This is a genomic window from Corynebacterium sp. MSK158, assembly GCF_030229085.1.
In the GTDB taxonomy this organism is placed as follows: Bacteria; Actinomycetota; Actinomycetes; order Mycobacteriales; family Mycobacteriaceae; genus Corynebacterium.
This window is the reverse complement of record NZ_JASPHJ010000001.1, coordinates 403,562-427,016: the sequence shown is the minus strand read 5'-3', so window position 1 is coordinate 427,016 and position 23,455 is coordinate 403,562. Positions and strand designations below refer to the sequence as shown.

16 protein-coding genes and 1 tRNA gene are annotated in these 23,455 nt (G+C 60.5%); 5 read left to right on the top strand and 12 right to left on the bottom strand.

What is annotated here, in order from left to right:
- Nucleotides 1-62 precede the first annotated feature (62 nt).
- Both QP915_RS01975 and QP915_RS01970 read right to left on the bottom strand, forming a co-directional pair.
- Nucleotides 63-2,651, bottom strand: a complete 2,589-nt coding sequence (locus tag QP915_RS01975; RefSeq protein WP_284767729.1) for a DEAD/DEAH box helicase — start codon at nucleotides 2,649-2,651, stop codon at nucleotides 63-65.
- Nucleotides 2,652-2,653: 2 nt separating this feature from the next.
- A complete protein-coding gene (locus QP915_RS01970; RefSeq protein ID WP_284767727.1) occupies nucleotides 2,654-4,663 on the bottom strand; it encodes a site-specific DNA-methyltransferase in 2,010 nt (669 codons plus the stop codon).
- A 465-nt stretch (nucleotides 4,664-5,128) separates the two neighbouring features.
- Between QP915_RS01970 and QP915_RS01965 the strand changes: the two genes are divergently transcribed.
- Nucleotides 5,129-6,321 (top strand): IS3 family transposase gene (locus tag QP915_RS01965; protein WP_502869302.1). Its coding sequence is split into 2 segments (ribosomal slippage): nucleotides 5,129-5,411 and nucleotides 5,411-6,321, totalling 1,194 coding nucleotides; the frame shifts between segments, so codons are not numbered across the junction.
- 118 nt (nucleotides 6,322-6,439) lie between these two features.
- Here the strand turns inward: QP915_RS01965 and QP915_RS01960 are convergent.
- The 5 genes from QP915_RS01960 to QP915_RS01940 all read right to left on the bottom strand — a co-directional run bounded on the left by QP915_RS01960 (nucleotide 6,440) and on the right by QP915_RS01940 (nucleotide 8,952).
- Nucleotides 6,440-6,515: transfer RNA gene (locus QP915_RS01960), tRNA-Arg, on the bottom strand.
- Between the two features lie 59 nt (nucleotides 6,516-6,574).
- Nucleotides 6,575-6,856, bottom strand: coding sequence for a glutaredoxin domain-containing protein (locus QP915_RS01955; protein ID WP_284767723.1), 282 nt, complete (start codon nucleotides 6,854-6,856; stop codon nucleotides 6,575-6,577).
- Entirely contained in the window at nucleotides 6,856-7,386 is a 531-nt protein-coding gene (locus QP915_RS01950) for a dihydrofolate reductase (protein ID WP_284766833.1), read from the bottom strand. The genes QP915_RS01955 and QP915_RS01950 overlap by 1 nt, the downstream gene beginning before the upstream one ends.
- Nucleotides 7,386-8,183, bottom strand: coding sequence for a thymidylate synthase (locus tag QP915_RS01945; protein ID WP_284767722.1), 798 nt, complete (start codon nucleotides 8,181-8,183; stop codon nucleotides 7,386-7,388). Before QP915_RS01945 ends, QP915_RS01950 begins: the two co-directional genes overlap by 1 nt.
- A 10-nt stretch (nucleotides 8,184-8,193) precedes the next feature.
- Nucleotides 8,194-8,952 (bottom strand): 3'(2'),5'-bisphosphate nucleotidase CysQ, encoded by a 759-nt coding sequence (locus QP915_RS01940; protein WP_284767721.1) that lies wholly within the window; start codon nucleotides 8,950-8,952, stop codon nucleotides 8,194-8,196.
- Between the two features lie 35 nt (nucleotides 8,953-8,987).
- Between QP915_RS01940 and QP915_RS01935 the strand changes: the two genes are divergently transcribed.
- Genes QP915_RS01935 through QP915_RS01925 form a run of 3 tightly spaced genes read left to right on the top strand, consistent with a single transcriptional unit; the run spans nucleotide 8,988 to nucleotide 15,062 of the window.
- Nucleotides 8,988-13,787, top strand: a complete 4,800-nt coding sequence (locus tag QP915_RS01935) for an ATP-dependent helicase (RefSeq protein WP_284767720.1) — start codon at nucleotides 8,988-8,990, stop codon at nucleotides 13,785-13,787.
- An 18-nt stretch (nucleotides 13,788-13,805) separates the two neighbouring features.
- On the top strand, nucleotides 13,806-14,624 hold the full coding sequence (locus tag QP915_RS01930; RefSeq protein WP_284767719.1) for a DNA-formamidopyrimidine glycosylase family protein: 819 nt from the start codon (nucleotides 13,806-13,808) through the stop codon (nucleotides 14,622-14,624).
- Nucleotides 14,625-14,648: 24 nt separating this feature from the next.
- Nucleotides 14,649-15,062, top strand: coding sequence for a YccF domain-containing protein (locus QP915_RS01925; protein WP_049377693.1), 414 nt, complete (start codon nucleotides 14,649-14,651; stop codon nucleotides 15,060-15,062).
- A gap of 165 nt (nucleotides 15,063-15,227) precedes the next feature.
- On the opposite strand, the gene pgi is transcribed toward QP915_RS01925, so the two are convergent.
- The 3 genes from pgi to QP915_RS01910 form a co-directional block, all read right to left on the bottom strand.
- Nucleotides 15,228-16,865 (bottom strand): glucose-6-phosphate isomerase, encoded by a 1,638-nt coding sequence (gene pgi / locus QP915_RS01920; RefSeq protein WP_284767718.1) that lies wholly within the window; start codon nucleotides 16,863-16,865, stop codon nucleotides 15,228-15,230.
- Nucleotides 16,866-16,951: 86 nt separating this feature from the next.
- The gene (locus tag QP915_RS01915; RefSeq protein WP_284767716.1) at nucleotides 16,952-18,298 is read right to left on the bottom strand and encodes a Na+/H+ antiporter family protein; all 1,347 of its coding nucleotides are present in this window, start codon (nucleotides 18,296-18,298) and stop codon (nucleotides 16,952-16,954) included.
- A 47-nt stretch (nucleotides 18,299-18,345) separates the two neighbouring features.
- Nucleotides 18,346-18,669 carry a chorismate mutase gene (locus tag QP915_RS01910; RefSeq protein WP_086588683.1) on the bottom strand — a complete coding sequence of 108 codons (324 nt, stop codon included), beginning with the start codon at nucleotides 18,667-18,669 and terminating at the stop codon, nucleotides 18,346-18,348.
- Between the two features lie 97 nt (nucleotides 18,670-18,766).
- Between QP915_RS01910 and pcrA the strand changes: the two genes are divergently transcribed.
- Nucleotides 18,767-21,280, top strand: coding sequence for a DNA helicase PcrA (pcrA, locus tag QP915_RS01905; RefSeq protein ID WP_284767710.1), 2,514 nt, complete (start codon nucleotides 18,767-18,769; stop codon nucleotides 21,278-21,280).
- On the opposite strand, the gene QP915_RS01900 is transcribed toward pcrA, so the two are convergent.
- Entirely contained in the window at nucleotides 21,277-22,035 is a 759-nt protein-coding gene (locus QP915_RS01900) for a M23 family metallopeptidase (RefSeq protein WP_284767709.1), read from the bottom strand. The genes pcrA and QP915_RS01900 overlap by 4 nt on opposite strands.
- Before the next feature lie 635 nt (nucleotides 22,036-22,670).
- Nucleotides 22,671-23,420: a M23 family metallopeptidase gene (locus QP915_RS01895; protein ID WP_284767708.1), complete on the bottom strand. Its 750-nt coding sequence runs from the start codon at nucleotides 23,418-23,420 to the stop codon at nucleotides 22,671-22,673.
- Nucleotides 23,421-23,455: the final 35 nt, after the last annotated feature.

Sequence of the window (23,455 nt, the reverse complement as noted above, 5' to 3'; positions counted from 1 at the left end):
TTTGAAGGAGTTGTTTACCTAAAGACATCCGGTTCGGTTCGCAGCCCGAACTCCGTCTCGTCTCACGCCCTGGGATTCGACTTCCGCTTCAAGTCTTCCCACGACTCGGACGCTCGAATATCGGACTCATACGCGATGACATAGCCCCACTTCTGGCCGACGAAGTCCTCTTCTCCGAGCAGTTCCCGGACGAGCACCCGAGCCGCTGCTCGTTTCGCTTGTACCGTTTCGTCATCTCGGCCCTTGTCGGCCTTACCTTCGATGATCCACATCGTGCCGTCAGAGTCCTGAGCGACGAAGTCGGGGTAGTAAGTGTCGCGGGTGGTGTACATAATCGACGCGCCGTCAGTGGAGTAGAGGCGCTTCCACCACACTATGTCCGAGGTGTAGTTCAACAACAGCGCGAGGAGGTACTCGCCGCCCCACGAGTCGAAACTCGCAGCGGGAAACAGACCGCGGTTCCAGCCGTCGTAGAACTCGCGGGGCTTGAACTTCGCCTGTTGGTCTTTAGAGAGTTGCTGGAGCACCTCTTTGCCAAACGGCAAGGTCACAACCTGGTCAATTGGCAGTTCGACCGGAACGATAGACGTTTCGGTTTGCAGACTACTTGCGTGCTTACGTGCCTTCTCGTTTACAAGTGCAACGAGCTCGTCCACCGCGGACTGCTTTGCCTTCTCCGTCCAATGGTCGATACCGGCGTTCGCCATGAAGGTCGGAAGGACGTACTGCGCCAATGTGATCGTGTTTTTCTTGTCCTGGGTGACAACCCCGAGGCCGAATACGCGACGGGTGAGTTCACCTATAACAGTGTCCTCCGCCACGGGTGCCGATTCGACTTCCGCGTCGGTGGTGCGTTTCGTGTCGAGCTTCGACTTTCGCACCACGATTTCCTCCCGCGTAAGCGCTTCCTTGGAGTCGGCGACACGGCGCGCTGCACGGATAATGTCCTCGTCGTCAATATGGCTGAGCAAGAACGGCGTGGTTGATTTCGCCATAACCGTGGAAGGAAACAGGAAGGTCTTTCCGGCGAACTGTTCATTGACCTTGATTTCCGTTGCCGGGATGTAGTCGGCACGCTGCATCGTCTCGTTGTCACCGACTCGTCGGAATGAGACGCCTCCGGTGTGACCACCAGTGACCTGGACAGTTTCGCCGGCCTTGGTTCCGACGTCTCTCGTGCTGCCCGTTGCTTCGCCTGAAGGGGTTGTCGGCCTCGCGGTCGAACCGGAAGCTGACCCCCGTTGGGTTTCGGTCGAAGGGTCGTTCGTGTTTGGCTGCACCTGTCCTTCACCCTGGCGGAAGCTTTCTTCCACGTCTATGCCCGAGATAGCGCCCTGAGCGGCATCTCCGAGGCCGAATGAGCGCAGCACGTCTTCGTCTTTGAGAAGGGACTTGAACGACTTGTGGCTCAAGATGTCCAACTGGTCCAGCTCAGCCACACCAGTGCGGGCACCAAAAGGCAGTCGCAGGCCCCGGCCCATGGTCTGCTGGGTAAGAATGTCCGACGACATGGCACGCAGCGCACACATCACTGCGACTCGCTTGGTGTCCCAGCCCTCTTTGAGACGGTCAACAGAGACAATGGCACGAACCGTCGAGGCTGGGCTGTCGAGCTCGTCTAAGCGGCGCAGCGTGACCGCGTCATTGTGTTTGTTGTCGAACTGGAGCACCGCCTCCGGGGCACTAAAATAACCCGGGCCTTGGAGGAGTTTTGTGACATCTTCGGCATGCGCGACACTTTCGCACACGACAAACAGAAGCGGCTTCGTCCTCTTTCGCTCACCTGTTTCGCCGGGGAAGTTCGCTTTGCCGTACGCTTCATAGGCCGCCTCTTTGTTCCGCAACAGTGAGACCGCGTCGAGCAGTTGCCTCTCCTCGGCTGAGTCCTTGGGGTAACCGTTCTCGCGGTAGACGAGCATCGGCGACTTCACATAGCCGTCCTCAATGGCGCTATAGAGCGGGTAGTGAAAAATGACGTGGTCCGTATCGGATGCCGAAGCGGTCAGCCCAATCGTCGCAGCGGGACGCAAGTCCTTCAACGCCTGGTTAAACGCCTTCGCCGAGGTGCCAAATAGGTGGGACTCGTCCGCGATAACCACAAGGTCATCGAGGTTGACCAGGTAGTCGTAGAGCGAACCGGACTCCTCCTGGTGGTCGCGAATCTTGCGGCGCATGCCCTCTTCGGTGCCAGCGCGAGCGTTGACTTTCTTCGGCTTGATAAGTTGCGACACGTTGAAGGCGTAGACCATTGGGCCGTCTGCGGCATTTCGGAACAGCTCTGACTGGCCGGCACGCCACGCGCCGTAATTGCCAGGCGAAACAACCTGGGGAGCAGAAGAGAAGCCGTCAACGTAGCGGCGCGAGCCCTGGGTGAAGTTCTGGACGGTCTTGTTCTCCAGCACCGTGGAAGGCGGGACGACCACCATGACGTTCTTCACCCCGAAGCGCGAAAGGTACTCAATAAGAGCGGCCATGAGGTAGGTCTTGCCCGCGCCGGTGGCCATGTGCATGACCATGGGCTCTAGCGAGTCAAAGTCACCAGTGAGGTGGTAAATGAGCTCGCGCAGCGCACGCTTGTTGGGATCTCGCAGTTGGAACTCCGTCGCGATACTGTCGATGAGTCTTTGGTCAAGTGCGATTGGAAGCGCCATGTCTACTTGCCCTCCTGCGTAACCGAGTAAGTGAAGATGTCGTTGGGAATATGGACAATCTGACACGGCTTATCCGTTGTCCTCGCGAACTGCCTGACTCCCGGTTCGAGCTCTGTTGCGGCGAGCGTTACGCCTTCACTGTCATCGAGATGTGTGAGAAGCTCTTCGGCCTTGTCTTTGTCGAGCCGGCCTTCGACCACTTTGAGGAACATAGAGCCGCGCTTGCCGTCGAAATGGCGATTATCCGGGGTGAGCGAGAAGTTGAGGTTCGCTGCGACAGAGTTGACGAGCGTCGCGCCGGTTGCCGCTTCGGTCAGCGTGACGAGACCCAATTCGGGGACGTAGTCGAAACTTTGTGGTGCAAGGTGGGCGACCGTAAAACCACCGCCTCCACGCCAGTTGACTACGCCCTTCTGGTTCTTGGTCCTCGTCGCAGTTTTAAGCGCCTTGACTACCGCTTCGGCTTTCAATTCGGGGTTTGCTGCGAGCACCTTGTTGAGAGCGCTGTTGAACTTCTGGGCAGCTTCCGGTGAGAGACCTTCGGGCAGACCTTCCTCGGTCGCGTCAACGCGCTCTGGCTTCTGGATGCTGATTCCTCCCTGGTCCTCGCCGTTTATGACCTTCTCCAGGCGTGGGCGGGCGAAGCGGTTGAAGGTGTCCTCCACGAGCTCGCAGGTGACCCAGCGGCGTCCCATCTTCTGAGCTACCGCGGCGGTCGTTCCCGAACCGGCAAACACGTCGAGGACAATGTCACCGGGGTTCGTTGCAATGTGGATGACGCGCTCTAGGAGGCGTTCGGGTTTGGGGGTGGAGAACGCCGAAGTTCCCGGGAAGAGTGCTCGAATTTCCTTCGCCGCGGTGTCCGTGTGACCAACGTCTTTGTAAGATAAAAAACTGACTGGAGCTTTCCCTGGTTTTCCTTCTAGATAGGTTTTGAAACTGAGGCCGCCCTTTCCACCGCTGGTAAGCCACAATCTTGGCCAATTCCCTGCTTTGAAGATCTCCAAAGCATCTTCGTGCGCAGCCGCCTTGTCGCCTTGGATAATAACGGCCTGAACATTGGGCCGAACCTCCTCAGGTAGCAAACCACATAGTTCCGCTCGTTTAGCCTCATCGTGAATGTCGGCTAGTCCATACTGGTTGCTGTAGCGTCTCATTTCTTCGAGGACATCCGACTGACCTTGAGCCCAGTGCCGCCCTTTCGATGGGTAGATGAGTTCACCTGTGAGAGGATGCTCGATCGCGTACACCATGCCCTGGTGAGTAGAAGAACCAGATGCCGTTGGGTCAGCGACCTTCCACGGTCCGCGGATATCGTTATCCGGGTTCGAGTAACGGGCGTCCATCTCTGCCGTCCGCGTAAGACGATTCGGAACAAACCCACCAGACTTGGCATAAACCAGGATGGTGTCAGTGACTGCGGGAATGCCCTTCGAATCGTTTCTGGGCGAATACGTCTTTTCCCACACTACTTCCGCTACGAAGTTCCCACTTCCAAACACTTCGTCCATAAGCACGCGCATGCGGTGGTTCTCCACGTCGTCCAGGTGGACCCAAATCGACCCGTCATCGCTAAGAAGCTTGCGTAGGTGAACGAGGCGGTCACGCATCATGGTGAGCCAAACGGAGTGTTCGAGGTTGTCCTCGTAGTTGGCGAAGGTTTGGGCGGTGTTAAAAGGCGGGTCTATGTAGATGCACTTGATCTTGCCGAGGTACTTCTCGCGCAACTCCGGCAGCCGAGTAAGCGCTTCCAGAACGTCGCCGGACTCACCGAGAATCAACAAATTGTCCCCGGTTGGGTCCAAGTCAGCCCGCTCCGAGTATTGCGTGTCCTTGTCCTTCGGCGACTGCTCGCCCGTGACCACTTCGTCAACGACGAGCGCCCGAGTCTCGCAGCACCGTGGGTCTTTCGGGTCGACCCACTCGTAGGCGTAGCGTCCCTCTTCACTGGGAATGAGCGCCTTGTCCTTGTTGAACCAGGTCAATTCAAGTAGTTGCTTCGCGCAGGCCACCGTTTCGCTGCCTCGTTTCGTTTGTCGGGGCTGTCAAATACTTCGCACTTTATGGTAGCCGAGGCAGCAACAGACACAGAAGAAAATGCGTCCCGAGACGAACAGATCTTTGGATCGCCGGTAAGGCGGGAGCCTCAGTTCCCGTAACGGTGTACCGGATTACTCCGCCGAGGCGGTCTAAGACGACTTGTCGTCCTCTTACGGCTTAGTGAATTGCCCCACTATTTTCTGCTGGTGATTGTTTTCCTGCGACACGGTGGAGGTATGCAAAACGAACTACGTATTTCCGCGGGCGGTCTTTACCCCGGCCTCAGACGCACACCGAGGCCGACTTCGAGTCTGGCCACGGTCTCCAACGTTGGCCGCGAGTTGCCGTTGAGGATGTCCGAGATTGGACCTGGCCCCCGTTAGGTAGACACCTGATATCCAGCCCGGTTGGGTTGGGAAGAAAGGTAATCTACCACCATGCCTAGGTACTCCGAACAGTTCAAATGTGATGCTGTGGCCCTCTACGAAAACAATGAGGACCTCTCACTTCACACGGCTTCAGCAGAGCTAGGAATCAATCGTTCTTCACTTTATTCCTGGCTTAAGCAGTACGGCACCGGCAAACGTGCCCACTCGAAAAACATGCGTGATAAAGCTCAGGCGACGACTGATTCTGAGCGGATCCGCCAGCTAGAAAACGAAAACGCAAAGCTGCGTGAAGAACGCGACATCCTGCGCAAGGCCGCGAAATATTTTGCCGAAGAGACACGCTGGTAATCCGCTTCCAGTTTGTCTATGACCACCGAACCGAGTACTCGGTTAAGCGGATGTGCCACGTGTTAAAGCTCAATCGCTCCTCGTTTTATAAATGGGTGCAAACCCGCGAAAAACGCAGGTTAAAGATGTGTTCTGATGCTCTTATTGGTGCACGAATCAAGACCACTTTTGATGATGAGCACGGGCTTTATGGTGCTAAACGCATCGCTGCGAGCCTCAACAGTGATACGGATTTCGGCCCGATCAATCACAAGAAGGTCGCACGCATTATGAAATCCATGGGGCTGAAAGGCTTTACCAAGCGCCGCCGATGTGTCACTACCAGGCGTAAGCCTGGTCACCGCGTCATGCCAGATTTAGTGGGCCGCAAATTCACCGCTGACAGGCCGAACCACGTCTATGTTGGCGACATTACGTACCTGCCGTGTAAGGGTGGCAAAAACATGTACCTTGCCACGGTCATCGACGTCTACTCTCGCAAACTTGTCGGTCATGCACTAGCCGATCACATGCGGGTATCGCTGGTTATCGAAGCTTTGACTCATGCCAGGAAAGTCCGCGGAAGCTTTAAAGGGGCAATTTTCCATTCCGATCACGGCAGTGTGTACACCTCACAAGCATTTAGGAACCACTGCGCCCAACTAGGTGTACGCCAATCCATGGGAGCAGTGGGAACGAGTGCCGATAACGCCCTAGCAGAATCCTTTAACGCCACCTTAAAGCGTGAAGTACTGCGTGATAGGAAACTCTTTGAAAGTCCAATCAGCTGCCGCCAGGAAGTCTTCCGATGGTGCATGCGCTACAACACGCGCAGGCGGCACTCCTGGTGCAATCCTGTAGCCCGCGATGACTTCGAAGCGCTTAATTCAGCTACACTGACCCAAGCAGCATAGCTAACCCCCGACGTGTCTACTTTCCGGGGGCCAGGACCAACGAACTCAACCCCCAACGGGGCAACTAAAAACGAAAAATCTCGAGACACCGACCGGAACGATGTCTCGAGACTTCACATGGTGCCCCAGAGTGGATTCGAACCACCGACACCGGCTTTAGGAGAGCCGTGCTCTATCCCCTGAGCTACTGGGGCGGGGTTGCGTGTGCAACTTGGCTAATCATAGCAGTGGGGCAGGAGTGCCCCGAAATGGCTTAGTTTTCCGCCAATTCCTTCTGCTTATTGCGCACGGAGGAGGCTGGTGGGTTGGTCTCGTGGGTGCCGTCGGAGTAGAGGACAGTGGGGATGATGCGGTTGCCGTCGTTGACGGATTCGATCCAGGCATTGATGTCGTCGGCGTTTTCACCCTCGACGTCGACAAGCTCGTATGGAGTTTCGGTGCGGTCCAAGTTCTTGATGAGCTTGGCGCAGAAGGGGCACCAGTCGGCGTAGAAAATGGTGACGTCGGAGTTGGTTTCGGGGGTTTGTACAGTCATTAGGCTGTATCCTTTCGGTCGTAGGTTAAAAAGCGGTACTTGATGGGGAGGTCGCTGGCCTCTTTGTCCGGCAGCGCGAGGTGGCCCTTGGCGGAGGTGAGCCAGTCGGTGCTGTGGGCCAGGCCGAACTCCTCGGGGATGGCGGGGGCGTAGATGGATTTATCGCCGTAGGTGCTACCGATATTAACGCCCATGAGGGTGACCTCAATGCGGTCCACTTGGTCCAAAGTAGCGGTGTAGATTTGGCCGCCGCCGAGAACCCAGGCGTCGGAAAGCGAGGGCATCGCGGTAAGCACCTGGGCGCCGGCGGACCACTGGCCGGGCGTGCGGGAGGAGAGCACGTAGTTCTCGCGGCCGGGAAGCGGGCGGAACTTGGGGTTGAGGGACTCCCAGGTTTTCCGTCCCATGATGACCGGCGCGCCCATGGTCACGTCCTTAAAGTGCTTGAGATCCTCCGGCACGTGCCAGGGCATCTGCTCGCCATCGCCAATGATGCCGTCCAGGGACTGTGCCCAGATTGCGCCCAACATTAGACGGACACCTGCGCCTTGATGGTGGGGTGGGGGTCGTAGCCCTCAATCTCAAAATCGGTGAAGTCATAGGAGAACATGTCTTCCGCCTTGTGGAGGTTGAGTTGCGGGTAGGGGCGCGGCTCGCGGGAAAGCTGTTCTTTGACCTGCTCCACATGGTCGTTATAGATATGGCAATCGCCGCCGGTCCAGATGAGCTCGCCCACCTTGAGGCCAGCCTGCTGGGCAAACATGTGGGTCAGCGCCGCGTAGGAGGCGATATTAAAGGGAACGCCCAAAAACATATCGGCCGAGCGCTGATAGACCTGCATAGACAAGGTGCCATCGGCCACGTAGAGCTGGAAGAGCAGGTGGCAGGGCATCAGAGCCATCCTGTCTAGCTCCGCGACGTTCCATGCAGAGACCAAGTTGCGGCGGGAATCCGGGTTATTCTTCAGAGTGTCGAGCGCCTGCTGGATCTGATCGATGTGCTGCCCGTCCGGGGTGGGCCAGGAGCGCCACTGCACGCCGTAGACCGGTCCTAGCTCGCCGTTCTCATCCGCCCATTCGTTCCAGATGCGGACCTTATTGTCCTGCAGGAACTTAATATTGGACTCGCCTTTGAGGAACCACAAAAGCTCGCCCAACACCGCATGGAAGTAGACCTTCTTGGTGGTCAGCAGCGGGAAGGACTCGGCCAAGTTATAGCGCAGCTGCGCACCAAAAATAGAACGCGTGCCGGTGCCGGTGCGATCGCCTTTGGGGGTGCCGGTCTCTAGGACCTTCTTCAGCAGATCCTCATACGGGGTCTCAATCATGCGCACTAGTTTAGAATACGCCGTGCTCCGCGGCAAAGGCCTGGGCGTGCTCCAAGATTTCATCCTTCAGCTCGGGGCGGCAGATGAGGATGTCCGGGATGAAGGTGTCCTCATTATTGAAGCGGATTTCGGAGCCGTCGAGGCGGCAGCAGTGCAGGCCGGCCGCCTGGGCGACGCCCACCGGAGCGGCCTGATCCCACTCGTACTGGCCACCGGCGTGGATATAGCCGTCATAATCGCCGAGCAGCACGTGCATGGCCTTGGCGCCCGCAGAGCCGACGCCCACGATTTCATAGCCCATTTTCTCCGCAATGTAGTCGGCTACCTTGGGCGGGCGATTGCGGGAGACAACGAACTTCTTGGACAGCGGGCCGGTGACCGCCCGGACGTCCGAGGACTTAAAAGTAACGCCGAGATCCGGCAGGCCTACCGCCGCGTGGATGGGGATACCGTTTTCTACTAGGGCGATGTGCACGGCCCAGTCCTGGCGGCCGGTGGCGAATTCCTTGGTGCCGTCGAGCGGGTCCACGATCCATACGCGGTCCTTCTTCAAACGGGCTAGGTCATCGGAGGCTTCCTCAGAGAGCATGCCGTCCTGGGGACGGTGCTGCTCGAGGACGCGGGAGATCCATTCTTGGGCGGCTTCATCGCCGGCGTCGCCAAGCGAAAGGCCCCGTAGCAGGCCCCCGTTGCGCACGCCTTTCAGGATCTCACCGCAGCCCTGGGCGAGGGAATTGGTCAGGCGGGAATCAGAAATCTCGACGGTCATGGTGCCCACATTACAACGCGGACTAGAGTGTGGGCATGCCAGAAAACATCCTCGACCGCTTCCGGCCCCAAGTAGCGCAGTGGTTTAAGGATGTATTTGCTGCTCCTACCGCCGTGCAGGCGCAGGCCTGGGAGAAGATTTCCCGTGGCGAGCACGCCCTTGTGGTGGCTCCTACCGGTTCTGGTAAGACGCTCGCCGCGTTCTTGTGGGCGCTGAATAATTTGGTCGAGCGCGAGGGGCAGCTGGCGCTGCCGGTGGGGTCAGGGACAACTGGATCCGCCGCCGGGGTGAAGGTGCTGTATATCTCGCCGCTCAAGGCGCTGGGCGTGGACGTGGAAAATAACCTGCGCGCCCCGCTGACCGGCATCGCGCGCACTGCGGAGAACCTAGGGCTGGAGGTGCCGGATATATCGGTAGGCGTGCGCTCGGGCGATACGCCTTCCGCGGAGCGTGCGCAGCAGGTGCGCACGCCGCCGGATATCTTGATTACCACCCCGGAGTCGGCCTATTTGATGCTGACCTCCAAGGCGGCGGGGATTTTAAAGACGGTGGATACCGTCATCATCGATGAGATCCATGCCCTAGCCGGTACCAAGCGCGGCGTGCATCTGGCTCTGACTTTGGAGCGCCTGCAGCAGGTGGCAGGAGACTTCCAGCGCATTGGACTTTCCGCCACCGTGCGGCCGCTGTCTGCGGTATCAAACTTCTTGGGCGGCAACCGGCCGGTGGAAATTGTGGCGCCGGCCGCGGAGAAGAAGTGGCAGCTGGACGTGCATGTGCCGGTGGAGGATATGTCCGATCTCCCCACGCCGGAGCAAGGCTCCACCATTGGGGAGATGACGGTGGATGATGCGATTGGCATCAGCTCTCCTTCCGTGGATGAATCCGCGCTGCCCACGGCCAAGTCCATCTGGCCGTTTATTGAGGATGACCTCTATGCGGAAATCATGGCGCATCGCTCCACGTTGGTATTTGTAAACTCTCGGCGCACCGCCGAGCGACTGACCAGCCGGCTCAATGAGCTCTATGCACAAGAGCACGATCCGGATTCGCTCTCGCCTGAGACTCGGCGCGACCCAGCCCAACTGATGAAACAGGTCGACGTCGCCGGCAAGGCCCCGGCGGTCATCGCCCGCGCCCACCACGGCTCGGTATCCAAGGACGAGCGGGCGATGACAGAGACGATGCTGAAGGAGGGCACGCTCAATGCCGTGGTGGCCACAAGCTCGCTGGAGCTGGGCATCGATATGGGTGCCGTGGAGCTAGTCGTGCAGGTGGAATCGCCGCCCTCCGTGGCCTCCGGGCTGCAGCGCGTGGGCCGCGCCGGGCACTTTGTGGGCGCGGTTTCGCACGGCTCCTTTTATCCCAAGCACCGCGCGGATCTGGTGCAGTCCACGCTGACGGTATCGCGCATGCGCGCCGGGCTCATTGAGGAAATGCATACCCCGCGCAACCCGCTGGACGTACTGGCGCAGCAGACAGTGGCGGCCGTGGCCGCGGCCGGCGAGGACGGGCTCGATGCCGATGAGTGGTACGAGATGGTCCGCCGGGCCTGGCCCTACCGCGATCTAGCGCGGGAAGTCTATGACTCCGTGCTGGACTTGGTAAGCGGTGTGTATCCGTCCACGGACTTTGCGGAACTTAAACCCCGCGTGGTCTATGACCGTGTGACGGGAGTAATGACCGCGCGGCCTGGCGCCCAGCGCGTGGCCGTGACCAGTGGCGGCACGATTCCGGATAGGGGCATGTTTGGCGTATTCCTCTATACCGGTTCGGGCGAGGGCTCCGGTGGTGCTCCGCGCCGGGTGGGCGAGCTGGATGAGGAGATGGTCTACGAGTCCCGGGTGGGCGATGTGTTTACCTTGGGCGCTACCAGTTGGCGCATCGAGGACATCACTCGCGACCAGGTGTTGGTCACGCCCGCACCGGGGCATACCGGGCGCCTGCCGTTTTGGAATGGCGATGGCGCGGGCCGCCCCTATGAGCTGGGCAAGGCGTTGGGCGAGTACCGCCGCGAGGTATTTTCGTCGCCGGATATCATTGCAGATGCCGATGATAATGCGCGCTCCAATATCGTGGCCTATTTGCAGGAGCAGAATGAAGCCACCGGTGTCATCCCGGATGAAAAGACTTTGGTGCTTGAGCGCTTCCGCGATGAGCTAGGCGATTGGCGTGTGGTGCTGCATACCCCGTTTGGCCGGCCGGTCAACTCCGCGTGGGCACTTGCGGTGGGGGCCAGGGTAGGCGAGCGCACCGGCATGGATCCGCAGGCCGTGGCCGGTGATGACGGCATCGTGCTGCGCCTGCCGGAAGCAGAATCCGAGCCCGATGGAGCCATTTTTGCCTTCGACGCGGATGAGATTGCCGATATCGTGGCCGAGCAAGTGGGCAATTCTGCGCTCTTTGCCTCCCGCTTCCGCGAGTGCGCGGCCCGCGCGCTGCTTTTGCCCAGGCGCAATCCCGGCAAGCGCGCGCCGCTGTGGCAGCAGCGCCAGCGTGCCGAGCAGCTTTTGGACGTCGCCCGCAAGTACCCGTCCTTTCCCATCATCTTGGAGACGGTGCGCGAGTGTGTGCAGGACGTCTACGATGTCCCAGCTCTTACGGAAGTCATGCGGGAGCTGGGGCACCGCCGCATCCGCATCGCGGAGGTCACCACCGAGCAGCCTTCGCCCTTTGCCTCCTCGCTGCTGTTTAACTACACCGGCGCATTCATGTACGAGGGCGATTCCCCGTTGGCGGAAAAGCGCGCGGCCGCCTTGGCCCTCGATCCAGCGCTTCTAGCCAAGCTCCTCGGTACGGTGGAGCTGCGCGAGTTGCTCGATCCAGAGATCATCGCCGAGGTCCATGCCCAGTTGCAGCGCACCGATCCCTCGCGTCGGGCCCGCACCACCGAGGAGGTTGCGGACCTGCTCCGCGTGCTCGGGCCGATTCCCGTCGACGAGCTGGGCGAGCACACCGACGTGCCGTTATCTGCCCTGGACCAGCTGGGCACCCGGATTATGCGCGTGCGCATTGGCGGGCGCGAGCACCTAGCGCAAGCGCAGGATGCGCCCCTGCTTCGCGACGCCCTGGGTATCCCCATTCCTCCCGGCATCCCTGCCCAAGTGGCCACCATTTCTGATGCCTTGCCGCAGCTGGTCTCGCGGTGGGCGCGCACCCGTGGTCCGTTTGTGCTGCGAGATCTCACCGAGGCCTTCGGCATTTCCGTCTCCGCCGCGCACACCGTTCTCGGCGCGCTTGATGGGGTAGTAGAAGGCCGCTACCGCCAGGGGGTGGAGGAGCAGGAGTACTGCGCCGCCGCGGTGTTGAAGACCATTCGCTCGCGCTCGCTCGCCGTCGCTAGGGCTGCTACCGAGCCGGTCTCGGGCGCTACCTTCGCCCGTTTCTTGCCGGAGTGGCATAGCATCGCACCGGCCGGAAAGCGCCCGGCCCTGCGCGGTGCCGATGGCGTCTTTTCCGTCATCGAGCAGCTAGCCGGGGTGCGCCTGCCGGCCTCCGCGTGGGAATCGCTCATCCTGCCCGCGCGGGTGGGAGATTATTCGCCCACCATGCTCGATGAGCTCACTTCTAATGGCGAGGTGCTCATCCTCGGCGCCGGCAAGGCCGGTGCGGCAGACCCCTGGATCATGCTGCTGCCTTCTGACTACGCGGCCCAGCTAGCCCCGGAAACCGATGCCGAGGGCGTGAGCATGCTGCAGCGCTCCATCCTCGATGTCCTCGGCCGCGGCGGTGGCTTCCTCTTTGCCGATATTGCCGCCGAGGCCCCCGGGACCACCGAGGAGACCCGCGAGGCCCTCTGGGGGTTAGTAGAGATGGGCCTGGTGAGTCCCGATTCTTTCGCGCCTATTCGCACCCGACTGTCTTCCGGCGGTTCCCGCTCGGGCCGCACCGCGCATCGCTCGAAGCGGCGGCCCACTCGCTCCCGCCTGCGCATGGGTCGTACCTCCTTCGCCCAGGCGCAGAATGCCGCGGGCGCGGGGACCCCGCCCGATGTCATGGGCCGGTGGTCGCTCGCCGTCCCTGCCGCCGCCGATGCCACCTCCCGGTCCGTCGCCCACGGCGAGGCCTGGCTCGACCGCTACGGCGTGCTCACCCGCGGCTCCGTCGTGGCCGAGGATGTGCTCGGCGGTTTCGCGCTGGCCTATAAGGTGCTCTCCGGTTTTGAGGAATCCGGCAAGGCCATGCGCGGCTACGTCATCGATGGGCTCGGCGCTGCGCAATTCTCGACCCCCGCCATCATCGACCGCCTGCGCGGCTTGGCCGATTCCCCGGATGTTACCGGTTGGCCGTCTGGTACCACCGAGCCCGAGACCTTTGTCCTCGCCGCCTGCGACCCGGCCAATCCCTACGGTGCGGCCCTGCCGTGGCCGCAGCGCGACGACGCCGACGGCAAAGCCACCGGCGGGCCCACCCGTTCGGCCGGTGCGCTGGTAGTGCTTATCGACGGCCTACCCATCGCCCACCTCACCCGCGGCAGCAAAACCCTCACCACCTTTATCGAATCGCTGCCGGGTGGCATCGACCCAGCAGAGGTATATCCCCGCTTGGTTTCCGCGCTCACGGACATGGTGGCGAGGGGAGCGCTGTCCCCGTTGGTTATCGAAAAGTGCAATGGCAGCCCCATCCATAAAACCGATGCGGCGGCCCACCTGCGCGACGCCGGCGCCGGGATTACGCCTAAGGGCGTGCGCATCTCTGCCCGCGCCGCCGCCCCGCGCACCCCGCGCGCAGGACGCCGGGCCTCCGAGGCCATCGAAGAGCTCAGCTTTGATGATCCGCCGCCCGCTCCGCGCAATAATGGAAGCTTCCGCCCGCGCGGCGGGTACCGCCGCTAAAGCCACCTAGGAGGTGTTATGCCCGAAGGCGATTCCGTCCTGCAGCTATCCAACCGACTGCAGTTCATGGCCGGCCGCGAGGTGACCGGTTGCTCTGTGCGCGTGCCACGCTATGCCACCGTTCACCTCGACGGCATGGTGTGCGAGCGCGTCTGGCCCTATGGCAAGCACCTCTTCATGCAATTTGACCAGACCATCGTGCACACCCACCTCAAGATGGACGGCACTTGGGCCATCCATTACGCAGGCGATCGCTGGCGCAAGCCTGGGCATACCGCCCGCATCGTGCTGCAGCTGGCCAACTCCCCGCGCGATATCGAGGTCGTTGGCCACCAGTTGGGCTTTGTGGACATCTATCCCGCTGACCACTACCACCAGCGCATCGCTCACCTCGGCCCGGATATTCTCGACCCCGACTGGGACCGCGAGGAGGCCCTGCGCCGGCTTAACTCCCAGCCGCAGCGAGCCATCGGAGCGGCGCTGCTAGACCAAAAAGTCGTAGCGGGGATCGGCAATGAATACCGCGCCGAGGCGTGTTTCTTGGCCGGCGTGCACCCGGCCACACCGGTGGCCGAGGTAGATACCGACCGCATCCTCGATATCTCTCGGCGCATCATGTGGGGCAACCGCGCCTCCCCGGTGCGCGTAACCACGGGGGTGCGCCGCGCCGGGGAGACCACCTATGTCTTCGGCCGCAATCGCAAGCGCTGTCGTCGCTGCGGCACGTTCATCACCAAGGGCGCGCTCGGCGGGGTGGACCGCGGAGGTGATGAAGGTGAACTCGAGCGCATCATCTGGTGGTGCCCGCATTGCCAGCCTTTTCACCCCGCGCAGTAAGACGACCGCGCTAGTGTGGGGGACATGCGTACCTTTCTTAACATCATTTGGTTCATCACCGGCGGGTTCCTCCTAGCCTTGGCCTACTTCATCTTTGGCATCATCGCCTGCATCTTCATCGTCACCATCCCCGCGGGCGTCGCATCGTTCCGCATGGCTAATTTCGCCCTGTGGCCATTTGGCCGCTCGGTGGTGCAGCCGGTAAAGGGCAGCGGCTCCATGTCCACCTTTTCCAACGTCGTCTGGTTCGTGGTCGCCGGCCTGTGGCTGGCCATTGGCCACGTCACCACCGCGGCGGCACAGGTAGTGACCATCGTGGGCATCCCAGCCGCGCTGGCCAACCTGAAGATGATCCCGGTGACCTGCTTCCCGTTCGGCCGCAAGATTGTGGACTCTGATCACATCCCATTCGGCTGGGAGCCGATGGTCAAGCTCTAAACCGCATTCCGCTGACAAAACAAGCACGTTCTGCCTAATGTTCCTTTGATTTGGGGCAGAACGTGCTTGTTTTACATCGCCGTGGGGCAAGCGAGGCCATAAAGCAGCCGCGTTATCCGCCTCGCCGAGTAGGTGAGAGGGGATAACGCGGCTCAAAGTGTGCCTTTAGCGGTTGGAGCGGTACCAACCGATGAGCTCATCGGTGGACTGGTCGCCGGAGTTGGCGGCCTCAGCGCCGGAGACGGCCGGCGCCAGGTCATTAGCCTGCTGCTTGCCCAGCTCCACGCCCCACTGGTCGAAGGAGTTGATATCCCAGATAACGCCCTGGGTGAACACGATGTGCTCGTAGAGCGCGATGAGCGCGCCGAGGGTCTGCGGGGTGAGTTCCTCGGCCAGGATGGTGGTGGTCGGGCGGTTGCCCGGCATGACCTTGTGCGGCACGACGGCCTCGTCTACGCCCTCGGCCGCGATTTCTTCTGCGGTCTTGCCAAAGGCCAGCACCTTGGTCTGGGCAAAGAAGTTGCCCATGAGCAGGTCATGCATGGAACCAGAGCCATCGGCGGTGGGGAAGTCCTGCTTCGGGCGGGCAAACCCGATGAAGTCCGCCGGGATGAGGCGGGTTCCTTGGTGCATGAGTTGGAAGAAGGCGTGCTGGCCATTGGTGCCCGGCTCGCCCCAGTAGATTTCCCCGGTGGATGGGGCGGTAACCGCGGTGCCGTCGCGGCGCACGGACTTGCCATTGGATTCCATGGTCAGCTGCTGCAGGTAGGCCGGGAAGCGGCCGAGGTCCTGGGAGTAGGGGAGCACGGCGTGGGTCTGGGCGCCGAAGAAGTTGGTGTACCAGACCCCCAAGAGACCCATGAGCGCGGGGACGTTTTCTTCCAGTGGGGTGGTGCGGAAGTGCTCGTCCATGGCGTGGAAACCCTCGAGGAAGCGCATAAAGTCCATCGGGCCAATGGTGCACATGAGGGACAGGCCGATGGCGCAATCCACGGAGTAGCGGCCGCCGACCCAATTCCAGAACGGGAACATGTTCTCGGTATCGATGCCGAACTCGGCTACCTTCTCCGCATTGGTGGACACGGCGACGAAGTGCTTGGCTACGGCGGATTCGTCACCATCGAATTGCTCGATGAGCCAGCGGCGCGCGGCGTGCGCATTGGTTAGCGTCTCCTGGGTGGTAAACGTCTTGGACGCGATGATGAATAGGGTAGATTCTGCATCCAGGCCATCGAGTGTGGCGGCCATATCGGCCGGGTCAACGTTGGAGACGAATTCGGCGGAGATGCCGGCGACCTCATAGGAGCGCAGTGCCTTGGCCGCCATCGCTGGTCCGAGGTCGGAGCCACCGATGCCGATATTGACTACCTTTTTGATGGTGTGGCCGGTATGCCCGAGCCACGAGCCGGAGCGCAGCGCGGTGGCGAAATCGCGCATGCGGCCTAAGACCTCGTGGACATCGGCGGCGACGTCCTGGCCGTCAACGCTCAAGTCATCTTCGGCCGGGATGCGCAATGCGGTGTGCAGCACGGCGCGATCCTCGGTGTTATTGATGTGCTCGCCGGCGAACATGGCATCGCGGCGGGCCTCAAGGTCGGCGGCCTTGGCTACTTCCACCAGCTGCTTGACGACGTCCCCGTCGATCAGATTCTTCGATAGATCGACGTGCAGGCCGGCGGCGTCGAAAGTGAAGTTGCGGGCGCGGTCTGCATCGGCGGCGAAAAGCTCGCGGAGGTTGAGGTCCTTTTTATCCTCATATACTTTCGCGAGCTCGCTCCACTGGGCAGATGCGGTGATATCCATGATGGTTGGCCTTTCTGGCAACTAGCGCATTGGCAACATTTACCCCTCCCACCGTAGTCCAGAAAGCACTACCGCGTCGGGCCGTCTTAGAGGATGAGAGCGCCTGCCCAGCCGGCAATAAGCAGCGGAATATTGAAGTGGATGAAGGTGGGAATGACCGAGTCGCGGATGTGGTCGTGCTGGCCATCCGCGCCCAAGCCCGCGGTAGGGCCGAGGGTGGAATCGGAGGCGGGAGAGCCGGCGTCGCCAAGCGCGCCTGCGGTGCCAATAAGCGCCACGGTGGCCGCGGGGCTAAAGCCCAACGACATGCACAGCGGCACATAGATAACGGAGATGATGGGCAAGGTGGAAAAGGAAGAGCCGATGCCCATGGTGACCACTAAGCCCACCACCAGCATCGCGCCGGCGGAAAGGACCTTATTGGTGCCAAAGAGGTTGGCGGTGGCATCCACCAGCGGGCCGACCTCATTGGTCGCCGTCATGACCGAGGCGAACCCCTGGGCGGTTATCATGATGAAGCCGATGAGCGCCATCATCTTCATGCCATTGGTAAAGACATCGTCCGCGTGCTTCCAATCCACCGCGCCGGTAAGCAGCAAAATTCCTAAGCCGGTCAGCGCGCCGACCATGAGGCCATCGGATTCGAAGTCGAGCGCCTGCATGACAATCTGCACCGCAAAGGTGGCAATGATGGCCACGACGGAAACCCACACCTTATAAGCAGAGGGGGCCTCTTGGTGCTCCTCAGCCGCGATGGGCAGGTTTTCATAGTCGCGCGGTTTGCGGTAGCTAATGAAGATGGCGATGAGTAGGCCGGCGAGCATGCCGAGCGCCGGCACGCCCATAACCTGCATGATATTGATATCGGAGGTATCAAGCCCCGCCTGCTGGATATTAAAGAGCAGGATGTCATTTAAGTAGATGGAGCCAAAGCCCACCGGAATGAACATGTAGGTGGTGATAAGGCCGAAGGTCAGGCAGGTAGTAATTAGCCGGCGGTCCAGGCGCAGCTTATTCATCACTGTAAGTAGCGGCGGGATGATGAGCGGAATGAAGGCGATGTGGACCGGGATGAGGTTCTGGCTCATCACGGACATGGCGATGAGCCCGAGGATGAGCATCCACTTGGTGGCCAGGGCGGCTTTGGGGTCTGCTTCGCCGCTGCCGCCGAGCTTGCGGATGAGGAAATTAGCCAGGACCTGTGGCAGCCCAGCGGAGGCCACGCCCATCGCAAAAGCGCCCAAGAGGGCATAGCTTAGGGCAATCTTGGCGCCGCCGCCCAAGCCATCTTGGAAGGCAACCATGGTGGCATCGAGTCCCATGCCGGACATGAGCCCGCCGACGATGGCACCCAAGAAGAGAGCCACCACCACGTGCACGCGCACAAGGGCGAGCACGAGCATGACTATGACGGCGATGAGAACTGCATTCATGCTTAGCCAGGATACTGCATAGTATCGGCTGGCCAGTAATTATTCGGCTAGCCCAACCGCCCGCGGCCCATGCGCAGCAGCGCAGAGGCAATAGTGGGGCCTTCCTCGCCGAGTTCATCGCGGAACTGATTCAAAATTGCAATCTCGCGCGTGTGGACGAGGCGGGTGCCGCCGGAGCTCATGCGGGTGCGGCCGATGGCCTGGGAGACTTCCGTGCGGCGCTTGGCAGCATCCAGGATGATGCGGTCCATGCGGTTGATTTCTTCGCGATATTGTTGGATCTCCGCATCAGATAGGGGATCATCCGTGCCTGAAGGCGTGCGGATGTCCAAGCCATTATTGACGATGTCCTTTTTATCTTCTGCGGTCATAAAACCATATTGTGCCACCCGCTCGTGCAAAAGGAAATAGCAGCTCGCACGGCGGATACGGGGCGTGTCCGATGGGGCTAGTAGGTTGGTAGGCATTATGAACGAAAACTCTCCTTTTAGTCCTTCCCCTTCTACCGGCGGTGCACCCGCCCCAAGCCCCTTCGGTGGCTTCGGCGCACCGCGCGGGGCGAGCCCGCAACCCGAATCCTCTGATGCTTTGACCGAGGGCCTTAACCCACAGCAGCTTGAGGCCGTAACCCACTCTGGAAGCCCGCTGCTCATTGTGGCCGGCGCCGGTTCCGGCAAAACCGCCGTGCTTACCCGGCGTATCGCTTATCTCATGCGCCACCGTGGGGTGAATCCGTGGGAGATCCTCGCCATTACCTTTACTAATAAAGCCGCGGCGGAAATGAAAGAGCGCGTGGGCGGGCTAGTGGGCCCTGTGGCCGAGCGCATGTGGGTATCTACCTTCCACTCCATCTGCGTGCGCATCCTGCGCCAAAACGCGCAGCTCGTCCCAGGCCTTAATACCAACTTCACCATCTACGATGGCGATGACGCCCGCCGGCTTTTGTCCATGATTGCCAAGGACATGCAGCTGGATCTGAAAAAGTACACCCCGCGCGTTCTGGCTAATCAGATTTCTAACCACAAAAACGAACTCATTGGTCCTGAATCCGCGCTGGAGAAGGCGCAGCAGACCAAAAACCCTTTTGAGACCACCGTGGCCCAGGTCTATGCCGAATACCAGCGCCGCCTGCGCGCGGCCAATGCCGTGGACTTTGATGATCTCATCGGTGAGGTGGTGCGGATTTTCACCCAGCACCAGCAGGTGGTGGAGTTTTATCGGCGGCGCTTTAAGCACGTGCTTATCGACGAGTACCAGGACACCAACCACGCCCAGTATGCGCTGGTTGCCGCGCTCGTGGGCAGGGGAGAGCTCGGCCCCGACGCCCCTGAATTGTGCGTAGTGGGCGATTCCGATCAGTCCATTTATGCCTTCCGTGGTGCAACCATCCGCAATATTCAGGAGTTCGAGCGCGACTACCCGCAGGCACATACCATCTTGCTGGAGCAGAATTATCGCTCCACCCAGACCATTCTCAATGCGGCCAACGCCGTGATCGCTAAAAATGAGAACCGACGCGAGAAGAACCTGTGGACCGCCCATGGTGAAGGCGAGCAGATCGTGGGCTACGTTGCCGATAACGAACATGATGAGGCGCGGTTCATCGCCTCAGAAATCGACTCCCTGGTGGATAAAGGACGCAGCTATTCCGATATCGCGGTCATGTACCGCACCAATAACGCCTCACGTGCGCTGGAAGATATCTTCATTCGCTCCGGAATTCCGTACAAGGTGGTGGGTGGCACGCGCTTTTATGAGCGGCGCGAAATCCGCGATATGGTGGCCTACCTGCGCATCTTGGATAACCCGGACGATACGGTAAGCCTGCGCCGCATCATTAATGTTCCCAAGCGTGCCATTGGTGACAAGGCGCAGGGGCATATTGCTCTCCATGCCGAAAACCACGGCATTAGCTTTGGCAAGGCGCTTGCCGATGTCCCCCGGGGCGACGTCCCTGGCCTTGGCACTCGGGCCATTAACGCAGTAACCAAATTCAACGACATGATGGAGGGGATCCGCAATCAGATCCCGTCCATGCGCGATGAGGTTACCGGTCAACCGGATTTGGGCGAGCTGCTTTCCGCCATTTTGGATGCCACGGGATACAAGGCGGAATTGGAAAATTCGAATGATCCGCAGGACGGAGCGCGCCTAGATAACTTAAACGAGTTGGTATCGGTGGCACGCGAATTTACTTCAGAGGCCGCGAATCAGCTGGCTGCATCTGGTGCAGATGCAGTGGATCCTTCCGAGTTAGTGGAGGAGGGTGAGGCTGCGCCGGGCTCGTTGCAGGCCTTCTTGGAAAAGGTGTCGCTGGTGGCTGATGCTGATCAGATTCCTGACTCGGAGACCGGCGTGGTCACCATGATGACTCTGCACACCGCCAAGGGCCTTGAGTTCCCCGTAGTCTTTTTGACCGGCTGGGAGGATGGCCAATTCCCGCATATGCGCTCACTGGGTGACCCGAAGGAATTAAGCGAGGAGCGCCGCCTCGCCTATGTGGGCATTACCCGCGCTCGCGAGCAGCTGTATCTCACCCGTGCCATTTTGCGCTCGGCGTGGGGCAATCCGGTGACTAATCCCGCCAGCCGCTTCCTCGGCGAGGTCCCAGAAGACCTCATCAACTGGCGGCGCGAAGACTCCGATAGCTCCCTGACCGGCGCGTGGGGCCAGGACGACTACCAATATGGTCGCTCCTATGGCCGCGACTGGTCTGGGTGGGGCAGAGGCGGGTTCCGCGGTGGCCAGCGCGCTGCGTCTTCCCCATCGCAGCGCACCAGCAAGCCAGCGGCGACCTCAATGCCTAAGAACAATAACCTCAACCTAGCCGTGGGTGACCGCGTCAATCATGCTAAGTACGGGCTCGGAACTGTCATTGAAACGTCCGGCTCCGGCAAGCGCGCCACGGTCACCGTGGACTTTGGTTCTTCCGGTAAGGTCCGGCTGATGCTCATCGGCGGAGTGCCGATGGAAAAGCTTTAGACCGAAATGCCGCGCTCGTTGAACCAGGAAACGGGGTCAACGGGGGCGCCTCCGCCTGGGTGAATCTCAAAGTGGAGGTGCGGGCCAGTGGAGTGGCCCTCGTTGCCAATGCCGGCGATTTCCTGACCCGCGGTCACGCGCTCGCCCACATTTACCTTGAGCTGGTCTGCCGGCATGTGACCGTAGACGGAGATGGTGCCGTCATCGTGCTGGATGCGGATCCAATTGCCAAAGCCCTGTGCCGGGCCGGAGTTGATGACGGTGCCGTCCATGACCGCCAGAATCGGGGTGCCCACCGGGTTAGCTACGTCGATGCCGTTGTGCATCGTGCCCCAGCGCTGGCCGAAGCCAGAAGTAAGCGTGCCGGAGGTAGGAAAGACCACGGTATTGCCCGCGGAGTCCTTACCGCGCTTTGTGGTGAGTCCGGAGTGATTTCCCTGCGGAGCGAATGCCTCCTTCAATCCCGGTACAGAACCAGGATCCAAGACGATATTTACTCCGCCGGATTCGTTTCCATCTACCTGCGGGGTAGCCTCGCCGTTGAGCAGGCCAACCGAGGTGGTGGCGAGGCCAACAAGGGCGTCGACCACTCCGGCGTTATCTACGTTCGTAGCGGTGGGCTCGGAAGAGCCGTCCGATACGTCCACGCTAGCCACTGGCTCTGCAGCAAAAGCGGTGGTGCCGGTAGCAAGTACGGTGCCGAGCGTAACGATGCTCAGCGCCACGTTCTTGCGTGCGCGGTTCATGCGCTTCATATCTTAAGTCCTTTTCATGGCTGTGCATGGTCTCGGGACGCTTGTGCCCTAGTGAGAGCGGCGTCTTGCAACTGCCAACTGCGACACGCCGAAAGCTGAAATGCTTGCGTTCGAAATCGCTCGTGGCAACGAGTTAAAAGTTAGCCCGCTCGAACGGCCCGCGCAATCTTAAAAAACGCTGGTAGCGGCGGAAATAGTTCGAAATTATTCGAACATGCCAGCTTGTTGTGCGTGTTACGAATGTGGCTAGAGTGGCGTGTGTAAAGTGTTGGTTTAGGGTCTGGGGGTAGACTTTGGGGGTGGGTGTGCCGCTCTGGAAATGGCGTGTTGCGTTCAAGCCCAGTGATTAGCGTAAATGTGTATCTACCTGCGACAAGGCTGTGTACTGGACTTGGCTGTGCGGCGCAATTTGTGTCTAGGGTCCGGTGGTGGAGCTTGTCTTGACGGGGCTTGCCTTTTGTTGGAGGCGCAATGGGAAGGCTGGGACGCATTTGGGTCGTCTTGGGGAAGGTTGGCTGCAGCCTCGGTGGTCGGGAGCCGGCGCTGGTGTCTTTAGGGCAATTGTGGACATGAAAAAGCGCCGCAGGAAAGCCACTGCGGCGCTTAACAAGAAGGTGTTGGGGTGGGTGGGGGCCTTAGAGGTCGATGCCTCGCTCAGCCAGCCAAGGCTGCGGATCGATTGCCTCGCCACCGTTCGGGTGAACTTCGAAGTGGAGGTGGGAGCCGGTGGAAAAGCCCATCGAGCCCATGCCGGCGATCTTCTGGCCGGCATGCACGTGCTCGCCAACGGCCACGTCAAGAGTTTGCATGTGACCATAAACGGTCATGGTGCCGTCGTCGTGCATGATGCGGATCCACTGACCAAAGCCGGAAGCTGGACCGGAGTCGATGACCATACCATCCATGACGGCAAGGATTGGGGTGCCGGGAGAGTTGGCGATGTCGACGCCCTTGTGGAAGGTGCCCCAGCGCATAGCGAATGGAGATGTGAATGCGCCTTCGGCAGGGCGGGCAATGGAAGGTGCGCGAGCAGCTTCATCGGCAGCGGCGCGCTCTTCAGAAGCCTGGATGGCCTTGTTGAGTTGATCGGTCAGATCGGCAACTGGCTTAGCCTCAGCAACGTTGAGGATCTGCGGGGCGGTATCAACCGGAGCCGCAGCAGTATCCTCCACCTGAGTGGAGTCGGAGGCGAGCTCGAAGTCAACGGACTGCGTCTTGGTAGTAGCCGCGTTATCGGACTGGATGTTTGCGGCGGCTGCGCCACCAACGCCGGCCGTGGAAACTGCACCTGCCGCAACCGTCATTACGGCAATGCGACCCTTCGCGGTCTGCGAGGTGACAATCTTGCGATGGCGGCCGGCGCCACGCTGAACTTTGCTTCGCATTAGGTCTTCTTTCGTCATTTTCACAATCTGCGCAG